General features: G+C 76.1%; 14 protein-coding genes. 6 read left to right on the plus strand and 8 right to left on the minus strand.

Translation table 11 applies throughout. The annotated features are described in order from the left end of the window. Positions 1-53: 53 nt before the first annotated feature. The 3 genes from ABTY61_RS33115 to ABTY61_RS33125 all read right to left on the minus strand — a co-directional run bounded on the left by ABTY61_RS33115 (position 54) and on the right by ABTY61_RS33125 (position 3,358). Entirely contained in the window at positions 54-1,187 is a 1,134-nt protein-coding gene (locus ABTY61_RS33115; protein ID WP_350508843.1) for a hypothetical protein, read from the minus strand. Between the two features lie 99 nt (positions 1,188-1,286). After that, positions 1,287-2,912 carry a M48 family metalloprotease gene (locus tag ABTY61_RS33120; protein ID WP_350508844.1) on the minus strand — a complete coding sequence of 542 codons (1,626 nt, stop codon included), beginning with the start codon at positions 2,910-2,912 and terminating at the stop codon, positions 1,287-1,289. A 221-nt stretch (positions 2,913-3,133) separates the two neighbouring features. Then, complete coding sequence (locus ABTY61_RS33125; protein ID WP_350508845.1) at positions 3,134-3,358, minus strand: hypothetical protein; 225 nt, start codon at positions 3,356-3,358, stop codon at positions 3,134-3,136. 168 nt (positions 3,359-3,526) lie between these two features. On the opposite strand from ABTY61_RS33125, the gene ABTY61_RS33130 reads away from it, so the two are divergent. Both ABTY61_RS33130 and ABTY61_RS33135 read left to right on the plus strand, forming a co-directional pair. Next, entirely contained in the window at positions 3,527-4,570 is a 1,044-nt protein-coding gene (locus ABTY61_RS33130) for a homoserine dehydrogenase (protein WP_350508846.1), read from the plus strand. A 43-nt stretch (positions 4,571-4,613) separates the two neighbouring features. After that, on the plus strand, positions 4,614-5,909 hold the full coding sequence (locus ABTY61_RS33135; RefSeq protein ID WP_350508847.1) for an MFS transporter: 1,296 nt from the start codon (positions 4,614-4,616) through the stop codon (positions 5,907-5,909). On the opposite strand, the gene ABTY61_RS33140 is transcribed toward ABTY61_RS33135, so the two are convergent. Continuing rightward, positions 5,896-7,530: an FAD-binding oxidoreductase gene (locus ABTY61_RS33140; protein ID WP_350508848.1), complete on the minus strand. Its 1,635-nt coding sequence runs from the start codon at positions 7,528-7,530 to the stop codon at positions 5,896-5,898. The genes ABTY61_RS33135 and ABTY61_RS33140 overlap by 14 nt on opposite strands. Positions 7,531-7,913: 383 nt before the next feature. On the opposite strand from ABTY61_RS33140, the gene ABTY61_RS33145 reads away from it, so the two are divergent. Beyond that, complete coding sequence (locus ABTY61_RS33145) at positions 7,914-8,729, plus strand: alpha/beta fold hydrolase (RefSeq protein ID WP_350508849.1); 816 nt, start codon at positions 7,914-7,916, stop codon at positions 8,727-8,729. On the opposite strand, the gene ABTY61_RS33150 is transcribed toward ABTY61_RS33145, so the two are convergent. The 3 genes from ABTY61_RS33150 to ABTY61_RS33160 all read right to left on the minus strand — a co-directional run bounded on the left by ABTY61_RS33150 (position 8,710) and on the right by ABTY61_RS33160 (position 10,983). Continuing rightward, positions 8,710-9,108: a DUF488 domain-containing protein gene (locus tag ABTY61_RS33150; RefSeq protein ID WP_350508850.1), complete on the minus strand. Its 399-nt coding sequence runs from the start codon at positions 9,106-9,108 to the stop codon at positions 8,710-8,712. The genes ABTY61_RS33145 and ABTY61_RS33150 overlap by 20 nt on opposite strands. A 72-nt stretch (positions 9,109-9,180) precedes the next feature. Further along, positions 9,181-9,654, minus strand: a complete 474-nt coding sequence (locus ABTY61_RS33155; protein ID WP_350508851.1) for a nucleoside deaminase — start codon at positions 9,652-9,654, stop codon at positions 9,181-9,183. Between the two features lie 183 nt (positions 9,655-9,837). Next, positions 9,838-10,983, minus strand: coding sequence for an AI-2E family transporter (locus ABTY61_RS33160; RefSeq protein WP_502895466.1), 1,146 nt, complete (start codon positions 10,981-10,983; stop codon positions 9,838-9,840). Between the two features lie 331 nt (positions 10,984-11,314). Between ABTY61_RS33160 and ABTY61_RS33165 the strand changes: the two genes are divergently transcribed. Then, positions 11,315-13,399 carry a sensor histidine kinase gene (locus tag ABTY61_RS33165; RefSeq protein WP_350508852.1) on the plus strand — a complete coding sequence of 695 codons (2,085 nt, stop codon included), beginning with the start codon at positions 11,315-11,317 and terminating at the stop codon, positions 13,397-13,399. Between the two features lie 27 nt (positions 13,400-13,426). Here the strand turns inward: ABTY61_RS33165 and ABTY61_RS33170 are convergent, their stop codons facing one another. Continuing rightward, the gene (locus ABTY61_RS33170) at positions 13,427-13,684 is read right to left on the minus strand and encodes a hypothetical protein (RefSeq protein WP_350508853.1); all 258 of its coding nucleotides are present in this window, start codon (positions 13,682-13,684) and stop codon (positions 13,427-13,429) included. Between the two features lie 340 nt (positions 13,685-14,024). Here ABTY61_RS33170 and ABTY61_RS33175 point away from each other — a divergent pair, with 340 nt between their 5' ends. Continuing rightward, entirely contained in the window at positions 14,025-14,960 is a 936-nt protein-coding gene (locus tag ABTY61_RS33175) for an ABC transporter ATP-binding protein (protein WP_350508854.1), read from the plus strand. Beyond that, on the plus strand, positions 14,957-15,808 hold the full coding sequence (locus ABTY61_RS33180; protein ID WP_350508855.1) for an ABC-2 transporter permease: 852 nt from the start codon (positions 14,957-14,959) through the stop codon (positions 15,806-15,808). The genes ABTY61_RS33175 and ABTY61_RS33180 overlap by 4 nt, the downstream gene beginning before the upstream one ends. The last annotated feature ends 142 nt before the right edge of the window (positions 15,809-15,950 follow it).

Raw genomic sequence — 15,950 nt, forward strand, 5'->3', positions numbered from 1 at the left:
CCGCCCGCTTCCCGGCCCCCGGCCCCGCCCCCGATCCCACGGAGGTGATGCCGTCAGGCCTGCTGCCCGGCCGCCTCCACGGCGCCCTGAACGGCGTTGACGCGCAGATCGATGAAAGCCTGCCGGGGGTCCTTGAAGTTGGTGAACGGCTGCGGGATGTACCGGCCCAGCGCCTGGAACTGGGCCAGCGCCTCGGTGGGCCGCCCGGCCTTGGTCAGGGCGTACGCGAGCCAGCCGCGGGCGTACCGGATCCGGGGGTGGTCGGGGTCCGCGGCCGCGAGGTCGGCGAGCGCGGCGTCGAGGGCGGCGCCGACCTCCGGGCGCTGCCAGGCGGTGGCCTTCTCGCCGTCCTGGGCGAACTGCTCGAAGTAGGCCTCCAGCTTGATCGGCGCGAGCAGGCTGCCGGCCGGTGCCGCGGCGATCGCCCCGTCGATGAAGCCGTGCATCAGCTCGTGGCTGCCGCGCCACTTGGCGCACCAGTACTGCAGCGCCCGGGTGTGCGCCGTCCAGTGGTGCGGGTCGCGGTCGACCAGCTCGGCCCAGAGCTGCCGGAAGCGGTCGTTGGGCCAGCCGAGGCCCATCGCGATGGGGATCTGGACGACCCACGGGTTGGGGTCGTCGGCGGGGGCGAGTGCGGCGGCCGCGACGGCGGCCTCGGCGGCCTCCGCCAGGATGCGGTGGAAGCCGTCGAACTGCTCGCGGGTGACCTGGTTGGCGCGGGCGCTGGTCCGGACGTTCCAGGCCAGGTAGACCAGGGCGTCCGCGTGCAGCAGGGCGGCGGTCGGGTCCTGCGGCCGCTCGGCGCGCCAGGCCTGCAGCCAGGCGTCGTCCTCGGCGGCCAGCTGGGCCAGTTCGCGCTGGCGGCGCCACCGGAGGTCGGCGGTGGCGTCGACGGTGAGATAGGCGGCGGCGGGTCGCCAGTCGCCGGCCTTCGCGGCGGCGAGGACGGCGGTCTCCTCGGCCTCGGGCCGGTCGTCCAGCAGGAGTTCGCTGCCGAGCAGCAGTCCGTGCTCGGCCGGGACGATGGTGTTCTTCGCCCGGGCCTCCTCGGCGAGCCGTGCCTCGTGCCTGGCGATGGTGGCCTTGGCCTGCTCCAGCTGGGCCAGCTTGCGCTTGGTCAGCTTGGTCATGACGACCGGGAAGAGCAGGACGAGGCCGATGACAACCAGCACGATGATGCCGATCAAAGGTGTTCCTTCCAAGGTGTGACGGGCCGGCGGTGTGACGGGCCGGTGGTGTGATGGGCCGGTGGGGTTTCAGGCCGGTGAGTGGGGCGACGGGCCGGGTCAGACGGCGGGGGCGCCGGCCGCCAGGCCCGCCCCCGCGAGCAGCTCCCGCAGCGGCGCGGTGTCGGGGGCGTCCCCGCAGGCGGCGTCGAGGGCCGCGTCGAAGCCGTCGTCGAAGCCGTCCGGCAGGCGGAGTTCGGCCGGTCCGGCCCAGGAGAGCTCCCACCCGGCCAGGCCGGCCTCGGCCAGGGCGACGACGGTGGCGTGCGCCAGCTCTTCGCGCAGCATCGGGCGGGCGAACTCCCGGGCGGCCCGGCCGGTGGCCGCGGCGGCCTGTTCGCTCTTGGGCAGCCGGTCGGTGAACTCCCAGGAGCGGCCGGCGTCGATGCCGTCGAGCAGGCCGTGCGCGGTGGGCGGCAGGCCGAGTCCGATGAGTGCCTGGCGGGCGGGGGCGCCGGCCTCCCGGGCGCGGGTCAGCATCGACGCGCGGACCAGCTCGGGCCAGTCGACCCGCTGCTTGCCGGAGGCCTCCGGGATCAGCGAGACGACCTCCAGCTCGGCGAGCGCCCGCTCCGCTTCGCGCAGCAGTGCCAGCGCGGGGCCGGTGGCGCCGGGGCCCCGGCCGTCGTCGGGCAGGGCCTCGATCGCGGCGACCCGCAGGTGGATCGGCGGGTGGGAGTCGTACGGGTCGGGCTCCTGTTCCGGCAGGTCGAGCGCGTGCTCGGCGAGTTCCGCGCGGCGCTTCGGGTCGCTCAGCAGGTGGTGCAGGCCGCCGTAGACCTGGCCGGGCGGCGGGAGCAGGCCGGCGTCCCAGCCGATGGTGGCGTAGCGGTTGAGGTAGAAGTTCTGGGCGGCGTCCAGCGCCGGGATCCGGCGCAGGGCCGCGGCGGTGGCGTCCCGGCCGGCGAGCTGCGCGGCGACCTGGTCGGCCGCGTACTCCTGGCGGCGGCCGACGGCCTCGGAGACGCGGAAGTAGAGCTTGGCGTAGCCGGTGAAGAGCCCGGCGAGGGCGCGGTCGACACCGCCGCCGGCCTTCTCGTCGGAGGGCTTGCGCCCCTTGGCCAGCCGCTTCTCGGCCTTGGCGGCGAGTTTGGCGGTCTCCTGGGCCTGGTGCCGGTCCGCGCGGTGGTGGAGCCCGCTGACGGTGTGCAGGACGGCGCGGCGGCCGGCGACGGTGACGGCGGCGAGTTTGACGTCCCGGTTGCTGTAGTGGCCGAACTCGTGTGCCAGCACGGACTCCAGCTCGCCCTCGGTGAGGCCGATCAGCAGCGGGGCGCCGATGACGAGGTGGCGCTTGCCGGGGATCAGGCCGAGCAGCCTGGTCTCCTCCATGACGCCCGCGTTGACCTCGGGCACCAGGCGGATCTCGGCCGGGCCGCGGACGCCGGTGCGCTCGGAGATCCGGTCGACCAGGGCCCAGAGCTCGGGCTGCCGCTCGCGGGCCAGCAGTACGCCGGGCAGCTCGCCGTCGTCCTTGCGACGGCGGGTCAGGAACACCACTCGGGCGACGGGGTAGCCCACGGCGGCGCTCAGCGCCCAGAGCTTGAGCAGCCCGGGGCGGAACTCGCCGGACGCCTGGTACAGGGCGACGTCGAGGGCGATCAGGCCCACGAGGATGCCGAGGGCGAGCAGGTAGAAGCCGATGAGCAGGGCCACGGCCGTGACGGCTCTGGTGGATGTGCTCATGGCGGTGGAACGCTGGGGCGCGCCCATGCGGTGGTCCTCCCCCTGGGCGCGACGACGTGAGCGGCGCGCGGTTGTTGCATGGTGAACGGGTGTGCGACGAGTGAGGATCGTAGCGGTCCCCGGGCGGCCCGCGCACCGGGGTCAGCGGCCCCCTGCCCCCGTTCCCACCTGCGGGTTCGTCACCGTTTCCGATTCGTGCGGGCTTGCCGGGATTCGGCCCGTCAGCGGCCGCTCGCGGCCAGCGCCTCCCGGACGGTCAGCAGGCAGGGGTCGCAGTACCGGTCGGGCACCTGGGTGCCGTCGGCGTCGCCGGGCGGCACCACGCGCTGGGACGGTTCGAGGAACCGCCCGCACAGCGACGCCGACGCGTCGTCCTTCGCCACCACGTGCCACACCACGGCGGGCGGCGACACCGCCGGGTCCTGCTCGGCCCACATCTCGTACACGGCGACCTCCACGGGCTCGGGGCTCGGTCACCCCATGCAACCCCGGGACCCTCCGGTCGGCCACCGGGCCGGGCCCGGTGGGATGGTCGCCGCGCGCGTGCCGAGGCCCGCCGGGGGCGGCAACGACCGGCCCCGGAGCGGCCGATGGCCCCGGGGTATCCTGCCGGGATGCCTTCACCAGATGCCGGGGCCGCTCCCCGGTCCGTGCCGGGCGACGACCCGGCGGTCGTGCTGTCGGGCTACGGCCCGGTCGGCCGCGCCTACGCCGAGCGCCTGCTGACGGAGGGGGACGGGCTCGCCCGCGAGCACGGCGTCCGGCCGAGGCTCGCGGCCGTGCGGGTCGGGTCGGCGGAGGTGGAGCCGCGCGACGGCGGACCGGTCCCGCCGCGCGCCGAGTGGGGCCCGCTGGGCCCCCTGGCGCGGACCCTCGACCGGACCGGCGCGCGGGTGCTGGTCCAGGCGCTCCCGTCCTCCCCGCAGGCCCGGCAACAGGCCGCCGAGGAGGCCGTGCTGGCCCTGCGTCGCGGCGTCCACGTCGTCACCGCCACCAAGAGCCACCTGCTCAGCCACTGGAGTGAACTCGGCGGGGCCGCCCGGGCGGGCGGCAGCCTGATCAGGATCTCCGGGGCCACCGGCGCCGCCCTCCCGGCAGCGGACCTGGCGCGTACGGGGGTGCGCGGGCTCGGCTGCCGTTCGGTCCGGGCCTGCCCCAACGGGACGGCCACCTTCGTGCTCGACCGCCTGGCGGCGGGCGACCCCCTCGACCGGGCGGTCGCCGAGGCCCGGCGCCGCGGCATCGCCGAGGCCGACCCCTCGGCCGACCTCTCGGGCGCTGACGCGGCCACCAAGGTGCGGCTGCTCGCGGCCCTGCTGTGGGGCTGGGAGCCGTCGGCGGTACGGGTCAACGCGGAGGCGGTGGCCGAGCGGACGGGCGCGGCGGCGGTGGCCGCGGCCGCCGAGGGGCGCCGACTGCGGGCCGTGGCGAGCGCCCGCGCGGACCGCCCGCTGCTGGTCGAGGTCCGGCTGGAGCGGACCGAGCCGGGCGACCCGCTGCACGCGCTCACCGGCCCGGAGAAGGCGGTCGTCTACGGCTGCCCCGAGGCCGGCGACATCACGGTGAGCGGCGGCCGGTCCAGCCCGCTCGGTGCGGCACTCGCGATGCTGCGGGACACTCTTGACGTCACGGCGGCCCGCACGCACGGCTTCGGCTGAGCCGCGCGGGTGCCCCGGCACTCACGGCGATCGTGGAGGTGTGGTGGGCACGGACCCAGTGGGCCGGCGGCGGGCCGACCGGACGGCCGGACAGAGCGGCGGCGGCGCGGACATGCGGCCGTGGCGCTTCGTGGTGTGGTTCGGCATCGTCAGCCTGCTCGCGGACTTCGTCTACGAGGGCGCCCGTTCCATCACCGGCCCGCTGCTCGCCTCGCTGGGCGCCTCGGCGACGCTGGTCGGCGTGGTGACCGGCGCGGGCGAGGCGGCGGCGCTCGTCCCGCGGCTGCTGTCCGGGCCGCTCGCCGACCGCACCGGGCGGTACTGGGGGCTGGCGATCGGCGGCTACGCGCTCACCGTCGCGGCCGTCCCGCTGCTCGGCGTGGCGGGCTCGCTCGGGGCGGCCTGCACCCTGGTGATCGCCGAGCGGGTCGGCAAGGCGGTCCGGTCACCGGCCAAGGACACCCTGCTCTCGCACGCCACCGCCGCCACCGGCCGGGGCCGGGGCTTCGCCGTCCACGAGGCCCTCGACCAGGTCGGCGCGGTCATCGGGCCGCTCACCGTCGCCGCCGTGCTCGCGGTCACCGGCGGCTACGGGCCCGCGCTCGGTGTCCTGGCCGTCCCGGGCGCCGCCGCCCTCGGCCTGCTGTGGTGGCTGCGTACCCGGGTGCCCGACCCGGGCCGTTACGAGTCCGCGGCAGAGTCCGCACGCGAGCCCTCGCCGCGCGCCCCGGCGACCCCGAGCCCCGCCCCGGCCCCCGCACGGCAGTCGCTGCCCCGCGCGTTCTGGGCGTACGCGGCGTTCACCGCGGCGACCATGACCGGCTTCACCACCTACGGGGTGCTCTCCTTCCACCTCGTCCGGCACCACTTGCTCACCGCCTCCGCCGTCCCGGTGCTGTACGCCGGGACGATGCTCGCCGGCGCGCTGGCCGGCCTGGTCACCGGCTGGCTGTACGACCGGGTCGGCCCGCGCACCCTGGTGGCGCTGCCGCTGCTGGCCGCGGCGGTGCCGGCGCTGGGTTTCGCCGACGCGGTGGCGCCCGCGGTGGCCGGCGCGCTGCTGTGGGGCGCCGCGCTGGGCGTCCAGGAGTCGACCCTGCGGGCGATGGTCGCCGATCTCGTCCCCGCGCCGCGCCGGGCGACCGCCTACGGGGTGTTCGCGGCCGTCGTCGGCGTCGCGACCCTGGCCGGCGGGGCGCTCACCGGCGCGCTCTACGCGGTGTCCGTCCCGGCGCTGGTGGCCACGGTGATCGCCGTCCAGGCCGCCGCCCTGGTGCTGCTCGCCACGGTCCGCCCGGGGCGCGGCCGTCCGTCCCGAGGCCGAGTCACGCCGGGGTGACGGCCTGGGGGAAGGCGAAGAGGCCGTCCGGGTCGTAGGCGCGTTTCACCCGCCGCAGGCGGTCGAGGTTGCCGCCGTAGTACGCCCGCGCCCAGTCGGCGAGCCGCGGGTCGGGGTAGTTCTGGTACGCCTCGCCGCTCGCGTACGGGCGCATGGCGGTCCAGACCTCCTGCAGCCAGGCCTGCGACTGCTCCACGCCCGGCCCCGAACCGGCCCCGGGCGACGGGTAGTTGGCGATGTACTGGGCCGCGAACAGGGCGCCGCGGTGGACGAAGGCGGTGTCCCCCGGGGCCACCCGGTTCACCGCGCCGCCCAGGGCGTCGAAGGCGACCGAGGCGCTCCCGCCCTGCGGCGCGACCTGCGCGTACCGGTCGACAGCGGTCACCAGCGCCGCGATCCCGGCCGCGCCGATCGGCCTGGTGTAGAAGTCGGAGCGGGCCGCGTACGAGATCCTGGTCAGCCGGCCTTCCGGGCTCTGTCCGGGCAGGCCGCCCGGCAGATGGGCGGCCGCCTCCGACCAGCCGGCCACCCCGCCCATCTCCTTCATGGTGTCCAGGAACGGCGCGGTGTGCAGCGACGCGGTGGCCGGGGCGACGGCCAACCGGTCGACCAGGTCGGCGAGTTCGCCCTGCGGGCCGAGGAAGTTGACGGTGCTGGTGAGACGCAGCCGGCCGTCCGGCCAGGTGTCCAGGTGCAGGTTCGCCCAGAGCTGGTCCGGCGCGCCCGCCACCCAGCTCTGCCAGGCCGCGACGACGGACCCGGCGGCCGACCACGGCCAGGACAGGAAGGCGTACGCGCAGCTCACCGCCGGGTGGGTGCGGAAGCCGAGGGACGTGACCACACCGAAGTTGCCGCCGCCACCGCCGCGCAGCGCCCAGAACAGCTCGGGGTCGGCACCGGCGTCCACTTGCCGGATCCGCCCGTCCGCCGTCACGACCTCCGCGCCCGTGAGGTTGTCGCAGGTCAACCCGTACGCGCGGCAGGTGACGCCGATACCGCCGCCCAGGGCCAGCCCGGCCACGCCCACGCTCGGGCAGGAGCCGGCCGGGACGGTCACGCCGTCGGCCGCCAGCCCCGCGTACACATCGATCAGCCGTGCGCCGGCCCCGACCGTGGCCGCGCCGCCCGAACCGCCGACCGCCGCCATCGACCCGACGTCCAGCACCATCCCGCTGCCCGAGGACCAGCCCGCGTAGCTGTGCCCGCCGCTGCGCACCGCGACCGGGACGGCGTGCCGGCGGGCGAAGGCGAGGCAGGTCGAGACGTCCTGGGCGGTGGCCGGGTAGACGATCCCGGCGGGGCGCAGGCCGTCGAACTGCGGCTGGTAGAGCCGGCTCGCGTCCTGGTAGCGGCCGTCCTGCGGGCCGATGACGGTGCCGCCGAGGTCCTTCGCCAGCGCGGCCCAGTCGGCCGGGCCGGCCGGGGTGGGGCTCGCCGTGCCCGGCCGGGGCGAGGGCGTGCCCGTGGGGGCCGACGGGTCCGGGGACGGCTTCGGTTCCGGCCCGCCGCAGGCCGCGAGCAGTACCGCGAGGGGTGCGGCGAGGGGTGCGATGGCCAGCCGCAGCACCCGCCTCCGGTCCGGTCCCGCCGGGAGGTCCGGCGTCGCTCCGCTGTCGCTCATGCCCGCCCCTCAGCCCGGGGGCCGCCGCTCCGGGACGCCCCCGGCGCCGCCGCCCATGGCCGCACGGTACCCGCCGGCCCCGTGATCGGGTGCCGACTTGCCACAACCACGGGGCGGTCGGCGGCGCGCGCCGGGAACCGGGGGAGCAGAGGGAGCGCGGGGAGCAGCACGGGCATGCGACCGACGGTCGCACCCCGCCCCCGCCCGGCGGACCCGGCTCGCGGGCCCTCACCCGGATGACCGCACACCGCTCCCGAGGCCCGCGCCCGCCCGCCCGTACGTCCGGTCAGCCGCCGTCCGCCGGCACGGCACCTGGTTGCCGTCGCCGCGGCGCGGTGCCTGAATGGACCCGGGGCGGATGTCCCCAGGTGAGGAGCGGGAGCATGCCGAAGGTCCGGGCGAACGGCGTCGACCTCCACTACGAGCTGACGGGCGCGGGCGAGCCGCTCGTCCTGGTGCACGGCTCCTGGGCCGACCACGCCAACTGGGACCAGGTCCGGCCGGCCCTCGCCGAGCGGTACCGCGTCCTGGTCTACGACCGGCGCGGCCACAGCCGGAGCGAGCGCCCGCCCGGGCCCGGCTCCCGGACGGAGGACGAGGACGACCTCGCCGCCCTGGTGGAGGCCCTCGACCTGGCTCCGGCGCACATCGCCGGCAACTCCTTCGGCGCCTCGACGGCGCTGGGCCTGGCGGTGCGCCGCCCCGAACTGTTCCGCACCGTCATCGCCCACGAGCCCCCGCTGATGGCGATCGTGCCGCCGGAGCCGGACCTGCTGCCGGTGATGCGGGCGGTCGAGGGGCGGATCGACTCGGTACTCGCGCACCTGCGCGCGGGCGAGTCGCGCGAGGGCGCGCGGCAGTTCGTGGACGAGGTCGCCTTCGGGCCGGGGACCTGGGACCGGCTGCCGCCGGAGCTCCGGGACACCCTCATCGCCAACGCCCCCACCTTCCTCGACGAACAGCAGGACCCGGGCTGGCCGCTGCTCGACCTCGCCGGGCTGTCCGCCCACCCGGGCCCCGCCCTGCTGACCGTGGGGACGGAGAGCCCGCCCTGGTTCCCCGCCATCGTCGCCCGGCTCGCGCGGGCGCTGCCCCGGGCGCGGGTCCGGACCCTGGCCGGGGTCGGCCACACCCCCCATGTCACCCACCCGGCCGAGTGGGTGCGGACCGTGACCGGCTTCATCGAGACGTACCGCTGACCGCCGGCCCCGGTCGGTCCGGCCCGCCCGCCAGCCATTCGGCCAGTACGGCGGCCTGGCTGTGGTCCACGTCCCTGGTGGCCGTCAGCAGGGTGAGCGGCTCGTGGGCGGCGAGCTCGCGCAGGTGGTCGACGGCCTCCCGGTGCCCGGCGTCGCGCAGCTCGGCGAGGTAGCGGCGGCGGAACTCGGCGAACCGCTCCGGGGCGTGGCCGTACCACGTGCGCAGCTCGGTCGACGGGGCGACGTCGCGCAGCCACTCGTCCAGGTGCGCGTCCGCCTTCTTCACGCCGCGCGGCCAGACCCGGTCGACGAGCACCCGCTGCCCGTCCCCGGGCGAGGAGTCCTCGTAGATCCGGCGGTAGCTGATCCGTTCGGCCATCTCGGGTCCTCCAGGGGTCGGCGGGACGGGTGCTCGTCGGTTGCCCCAGTCGTCGGCCACCCCAGTCGTCGGCTACCCCCAGTAGCCGACGTGCACCGCGGAGGCCTCCTCGAAGAGGAACGGTCCCGACACCTCCACCGTGCTGCCGCCCGCCGCGAAGACCGCGCGGCACGGCAGGTCGAGCACCGGCTCGTCCGGGTCCACGCCCGCGATGGCGTTCAGCTCGGTCGCGGCCAGCGCGTAGACGACCCGGCGGATGCCGCTCCAGTAGATCGCCCCGGCGCACATCGCGCACGGCTCGGTGCTCGAATACAGGACGGCGTCTGCGAGTTGGTGCGGGGCCAGGGTGCGGGAAGCCTGCCGGACCAGGTTGATCTCCGCGTGGGCGGTCACGTCGTGGTCGGTCAGGACGCTGTTCTCCGCGGTCAGCAGGACCTTCCCGTCGGGGCCGGTGAGCAGCGCGCCGAAGGGGTGGTTGCCGTGCGCCCGGGCGGAGGCGCCCAGCTCGATGGCGGCGAGCAGGTGCTCGGGGGAGTGGTCGGCCATGTCGGACTCCTCGGGCGGTGCGAAGGGGGGCGGAGGGGGCGGGAGGACGCACCTGTTCCGCCCGCAGGGCGGGATCGTAGCCGCTCGCCGCCGGGCCCCTCGACCAGTCTCACCCCGTCGGCGCCGGGCCGCCCCGGCACGGGTGGGGTGAGCCGGGCCCGGGGGCCCACGGGCGCCGGAGCCTCAGTGCTTCGTGGGGTGTGGGTCGCCGTGGTCGCGCAGCTCGGTGAGCACGGCCCAGGCCACCGACACCACCGGCACGGCGACCACCGCGCCCAGGACGCCGGCCAGGACGGCGCCGCCGATCACCGACAGGGCGATCGCCACCGGGTGGATCCGCACCGACCAGCCGAGCACCAGCGGGTGCAGCAGGTGGCCCTCGATCTGGCCGATCACCACGATCAGGGCGAGCACCAGCAGCGCGACCACCGGCCCCCGGGCGGCCAGCGCGACCAGCGCGGCGATCGCCAGGGCGATCGGGGAGCCGATCAGCGGGACCAGCGCCGCCACGAACTCCAGCACCATCAGCGGCAGCACCAGCGGCACCCGCAGGATCGCCAGCGCGATGCCCACCAGCGCCGCGTTGACCGCCGAGACGATCAGCACCCCGCGGGTGTACCCGGCGAAGGTGCGCCAGGCGGCCTGCCCGGCCCGGCTCCAGGCGGGGCGGGCCCCGGCGGGCAGCTGGCGCTGCGCCCAGCCCCACATCCGGTCGCCGGAGTGCAGGAAGAACACCGAGCAGAACAGCGCCAGGGCCAGCCCGGTGACCAGCTCGACGGCCCGGCCCGCGCCGCTGAGCGCGGTGGTCAGCAGCGCCGAGCGGTGCGCCGAGACGAATGCGCCGACCTTCGTCCGCAGGTCGGTGACGGTGCCCGCGCGCAGGTGGAAGGGCGCACCGGTGAGCCAGTGGTCGATCCGGCCGAGGCCGCCGCGCAGCTCGTCGCCGATCCGGTTCCACTCGTCGGCGACGTTCGTCCCGACCAGGGCCAGGATCCCGCCGACGACCGCGACCGCGCACAGGAAGGCCACCAGCACGGCCAGTGCGCGGGGCAGCCGCCGGGCCAGCAGGTCGACCAGCGGGCGCAGCACCGAGGTGATCACCAGCGCCAGGAACAGCGCGGTCACCGGTACCTGCAGTTCGCCGAGCACCCCGACGGCCAGGTAGGCGGCCACCCCGAGCAGCCCCAGCCGCCAGACGTACCCGGCGGCGGTGCGCAGCCCGGCAGGGACGTGCTCCGCGGGCGCTGCGGGCCGCGCCCGGCGTACCGCCACCCGGGGCGGGCGGCTGCCGAGCGGCCGGGGGCGCCGACCCGGTCCGGAGCGGTTCACGGCGGGCTCAGCCGGGAGTGTCGTGCGGGTCGCTCATGGGGGTTGCCTCCTCCGTCCTCGGCCTGTTCCCAGCGTCTCCCGGGGCTCCGTGCTCCGCACACCTCGGCGGGCCGCGGAGCACGGGCGCGGGTCCGACCGCCGGGGCGGCCGGGAAGGGCTCAGGTGCCGCCCCGCTGCGCTTCGTCGGTCGACCGCTGCTCCGCGCGGGCGGCGCCCGCCTGCTCGATCAGCGCCTGCACCTCACTCCAGGGGCTGCTGCCCCATGCGCCCGGGACACCGGGTGGACGAGACTGCAGCCATGCGGCCGGTCGCGGGTGAGAAGAGGGCGGCAATGGGTGCAATCGGTGCGGAGCGCGCGCGGAGCCTCCGGTGGCGGCCCGGGCCCGGGCGGGCGGAGCGGCAGCTGGCGACGGCGGGGCTGTGCGCGCTGGTCTGCCTGGCCGCGGGCGGGCTGTGGGCCGGGTACGTACTGGGCCACCTGGGCACGCCCGGGATCGCCGAGCCGACCCGGCACCTCGCGGTGCTCGGGTACGGGCTGGCCGCCGTCGCCGGCGGGGTGCTGGTGCACGTCCACCGCCCCGGCCTGGAGCTGGGCTGGGTGCTGCTGGCGTACGGGTCCGCGCTGATCCTGCCGCTCGCCGCCGAGACCCCGGTCTGGACGGAGGTGAGCGACCCGCGCTACGTCGGGGCCGTGGTGGTGCTCAAGTCGATCGGCTACACCGTCAGCGGCACGCTCTGGCAGGTGCTGCCGCTCTGGCTGCCGTACGGCCGGCTGACCGACCGCCGGTGGTGGCTCGCCATCGGCGCCGTGGGCCTGTGGATGCTGCCGCAGGCGAGCTACTACGTCTACCAGCCGACCGTGTTCGGCCGCCCCAACCCGCTCGCCGACAGCACCCTCGCCGACTGGCTGCGGCACTTCAACGGCACGCTGCACATCACCCAACTGGCCGTATGGGTCGCCCTGACCGTCCTGGTGGTGCTCGTCCCACTGGCCCGCACCCGCCGGGTCTCCCGGCACCGCCGGCACAACGTGCTGATCGCGATCGCCGTCTACCTGCTCTGGGCCGGCGCCGAGGCCGGCTACTACTTCAACGGCCAGAGCACCGCCTCGTACGCCGCCTTCGCGGCCGCCTCCGCCCTGTGGACCGTCACCCTCGCCGCCGTGGTGGTGCGCGACGGCTCCTGGCGGCTGGACCGCTCGGCCCGGCGGGTGCTCGTCGGGCTGCTGGTCGCCGCCGGGCTGGCCGTCGTCTTCGTGCTGCTGGCCGGGGTGCTGTCGACCATGCTGCTGCCGGGCCGGGGCCTCGGCGCGCTGTGCGTGGTCGCCGTGGTGTTCCTGCTCGCCGGCGGACTGCCCCGGGGCGTGCGCCGGGCCTCCGGCATCGTCGACCGCTGGTACTACGGCTCGCGCGCCCAGCCGTACCAGGTGCTGCGCAGCCTCGCCGGGCGGGTCAGCCAGACCGTCGACCCGCAGGACGTGCCCACCGTGCTGTGCGCCACGGTCGGGGACGAACTGCGGCTGCCCGGCGTGGACCTGACCGTCTCCACCCGCGGCGGTGAACGCCGGCTCGCCGCGGTGGGGGAGCCCCCCGTGGGCGGTGAGCGCTTCGCCCTGGTCCACCGCGGCAGCGAGATCGGCCGGCTCACCGTCGCCCCGCGTCCCGGCCAGCGCGCGCTCGACGACAGCGACCGCGACATCCTGCGCTCCCTCGCCGACCAGGCCGCGCCCGCCGTCGCCTCGCTCCAGCTGATGGAGGACCTGCGGGCCAGCCGCGAGCAGATCGTCGCCGCCCGGGAGGAGGAGCGCCGCCAGCTGCGCCGCGACATCCACGACGGACTCGGCCCGCTGCTGGCCGGCCTGCGGCTGCGACTGCAGGGCGCGGCCGCCGTGGACGACCCGGCCCGCTTCGCCCGCGCCCTGGAGGACGTCGCCGACGACCTGGCCACGGCCGTCCGCGAGGTCCGGCGGATCACCGACCGGCTCGGGCCCACCGCGCTCGGCGACTACGGGCTGACCCGGGCGCTGCGCCGCCTCGCCGACACCTTCAGCGGCGACGAGCTCACCGTCACCGCCCTGCTCGCCCCGGACCCGCTGCCCGACCTGCCCGCCGCCGTCGAGGTCGCCGTCTACCGGATCACCGCCGAGGCGCTCAACAACGTGCTGCGGCACGCCCGGGCGAGCAGCGCCACGGTGACCGTCCGGGTCGACCCGGGGCGGCTGGAGCTCGTCGTCGAGGACGACGGGCGGGGCCCCGGCGACGCGGCGTACCCGGGGGTGGGGCTGCGGTCGATGAGCGACCGGGCGGCGGAGATCGGCGGCAGCTGCACCGTCGATCCCGTCGTCGACCCCGCCGTGGGCTCCGGCCGGGGCACCCGGGTGCACGCGGTGCTGCCGCGCAACCCGGCGGCGGGCTGACGGGAGCGGCCGCGGGCCGGGCGGGGGTCAGTCGCAGTTCGGCGGGTTCGGGCACGGGACGTGACCGTGGTCGTGGCCCTTGCCGTGACCGTGACCGTGACCGCGTTTCTTGCCGAGGCCGTGGCCGTGGCCGTGAGCGCGGCCCTTGCGCCTCTCCTCGTCGATCGCCCGGTGCTCGGCACAGGCCTTGCAGCACCGGGCGGCGCGGGCGACCACGGCCGCGAAGACGACGACCCCAGCAGCTCCGGCGGCGACGGCCACCGGGTTGACCGATCTGGCGCTCATGGTGTCCTCCGGGAGGGATTCCGCAGGCCGGTCGACCCGCCCCTCCATGGCACCGCCGCACCTGCCCCATGCGCATGGGGCCACGGTCCCGTCCGAGTCCCGCCGCGGCTACGCTCCGTCGCGCTCCTGGGCCGCCGGCGTGGCCGCCGTGCGGGAGGCGCGGTGACCATCGAGTAGTCGGCGTCGGCCGCTTCTCCGCGGGTAGGGCGACGGAGTGGTACCGCGGTACTACGCGGCGTCCGATGATCAGTCCGCAGTGCCACGGATCCGGCCCCGCCGGGCCCTAGCGTGGAACCGTGGGCGGCCGGGAGGGCCCGGCCCCTGAACGTAAGGGCTAGCGATGATCGAGGCGCACCAGCTGACGAAGCGGTACGGGGAGAAGACCGCCGTGGACGGGCTGGACTTCACGGTCCGGCCGGGGGCGGTGACCGGGTTCCTCGGCCCCAACGGGGCGGGGAAGTCCACCACGATGCGGATGATCGTCGGACTGGACGCGCCCACCAGCGGGTCGGTCCGGGTCAACGGCCGCCGGTACGCCGAGCACGCCGCGCCGCTGCAGGAGGTGGGCGCGCTGCTGGAGGCCAAGTCCATCCACCCCGGCCGCTCGGCCTTCAACCACCTGATGGCCCAGGCCCACACCCACGGCATCCCGCGCCGCCGGGTCGAGGAGGTCATCGAGCTGACCGGCCTGCAGTCGGTGGCCCGCAAACGCGCCGGGGCGTTCTCGCTCGGCATGGGCCAGCGCCTCGGCATCGCGGCCGCCCTGCTGGGCGACCCGGCCACGGTGATGCTGGACGAGCCGGTCAACGGGCTCGACCCCGAGGGCGTGCTCTGGATCCGCAACCTGCTCACCTCGCTCGCCGAGGAGGGCCGCACCGTCTTCGTCTCCTCGCACCTGATGAGCGAGGTCTCGCTGGTCGCCGACCACCTGATCATCGTCGGGCGGGGCAGGCTGCTGGCCGACACCACCGTGCAGGAGCTGGTCCAGCAGGCCGGCGGCGACGTCGTCAAGGTCGTCAGCGCCGACCCGACCCGGCTGCGCTCGGCGCTCGCCGGACCGGGCGTGGAGATCACCGGCCGCTCCGGCTCCGAGGAGCTGCTGGTCACCGGGCGGACGGCCCGCGAGATCGGCCTCACCGCCGCCGAGGAGGGCATCGCGGTGTTCGAGCTGACCCCCCGGACGGTCTCCCTGGAGGAGGCGTTCATGGAGCTGACCCGGGACGCCGTCGAGTACCACGGCACCACCACCGTCGAGACCCAGAGGAGCGCGGCATGAGCACGATCGCCCCCAGCCAGACGTCGTCCACGCCCGCCGGGACGCGCCCCGCAAGCCCCGCCTACAAGGTGACGGCCGCGCGCGTGCTGCGCTCGGAGTGGGCCAAGCTCTGGTCGCTGCGCTCCACCTGGATCACCCTCGGCCTGGCGCTGCTGTTCCTGGTCGCCTTCGGCCTGATCGCCGCGTTCCAGTTCAAGTCGCGGATCACCTCCGGCCGCCCGATGGACCGGGACTTCGCCGACGCCGGCGCGCTGAGCCTGTCCCTGTTCGGCACCAACTTCGCCCAACTGGCGCTCGGCGTCCTCGGCGTGCTGGTCGCGGCCGGCGAGTACTCCACCGGCATGATCCGCTCCACCCTGGCCGCTGTGCCGCGCCGCCTGCCGGTGCTGTGGTCCAAGGCGGCGGTGTACGGCGTGATCGCGCTGGTGCTGGGCACCGTCGGGGTGTTCGTCACCTTCACGGCCGACAGCGGCATCCTGTCCTCCACCCGGGCGGCGATGACCCTCTCCGACACCGGCGTGGTGCGCGGCCTGCTCGGCGCCGGGCTCTACCTGGGCCTGGTCGGCGTGATCGGCGTGGCCCTCGGAGCGCTGCTGCGCTCGGTGGCCGGCGGCATCGCCGTCCTGGTCGCCTCGCTGATGCTGATCCCCGGTCTGACCTCGCTGCTGCCGACGTCCTGGCAGAGCCACATCAGCCCCTACCTGCCCAGCCACGCCGGTGAGGCGATGTTCGCCCTGCACCACGACTCGACCACGCTCTCGCCGACGGCCGGCCTGCTGGTCTTCCTCGGCTGGACGGTGCTCGCGCTCGCCGGGGCCGCCGTACGGCTGGTGCGCAGCGACGCCTGAGCCCGGGCGCTCCGGCGCCTGAGACACTCGCGGTGCGGTGCCGGACCAGACCGGCGCCGCACCGCTTCGTCCGGTTCCGTACGGTTCCCCTTCGTTCCGTCCGATCCTGTTCCGTCCCATCCCGTTCCGTTCGTACGACCAG

The organism is Kitasatospora sp. NPDC096128 (assembly GCF_040303105.1).
GTDB lineage: Bacteria > Actinomycetota > Actinomycetes > Streptomycetales > Streptomycetaceae > Kitasatospora.

Excerpts from the sequence above, each read along its gene's own strand:
- ABTY61_RS33120 (WP_350508844.1), bottom strand. The coding sequence starts at position 2,912 with ATGAGCACATCCACCAGAGCCGTCACGGCCGTGGCCCTGCTCATCGGC.
- ABTY61_RS33130 (WP_350508846.1), top strand. The coding sequence starts at position 3,527 with ATGCCTTCACCAGATGCCGGGGCCGCTCCCCGGTCCGTGCCGGGCGAC.
- ABTY61_RS33140 (WP_350508848.1), bottom strand. The coding sequence starts at position 7,530 with ATGAGCGACAGCGGAGCGACGCCGGACCTCCCGGCGGGACCGGACCGG.
- ABTY61_RS33145 (WP_350508849.1), top strand. The coding sequence starts at position 7,914 with ATGCCGAAGGTCCGGGCGAACGGCGTCGACCTCCACTACGAGCTGACG.
- ABTY61_RS33150 (WP_350508850.1), bottom strand. The coding sequence starts at position 9,108 with ATGGCCGAACGGATCAGCTACCGCCGGATCTACGAGGACTCCTCGCCC.
- ABTY61_RS33155 (WP_350508851.1), bottom strand. The coding sequence starts at position 9,654 with ATGGCCGACCACTCCCCCGAGCACCTGCTCGCCGCCATCGAGCTGGGC.
- ABTY61_RS33165 (WP_350508852.1), top strand. The coding sequence starts at position 11,315 with ATGGGTGCAATCGGTGCGGAGCGCGCGCGGAGCCTCCGGTGGCGGCCC.
- ABTY61_RS33170 (WP_350508853.1), bottom strand. The coding sequence starts at position 13,684 with ATGAGCGCCAGATCGGTCAACCCGGTGGCCGTCGCCGCCGGAGCTGCT.
- ABTY61_RS33175 (WP_350508854.1), top strand. The coding sequence starts at position 14,025 with ATGATCGAGGCGCACCAGCTGACGAAGCGGTACGGGGAGAAGACCGCC.
- ABTY61_RS33180 (WP_350508855.1), top strand. The coding sequence starts at position 14,957 with ATGAGCACGATCGCCCCCAGCCAGACGTCGTCCACGCCCGCCGGGACG.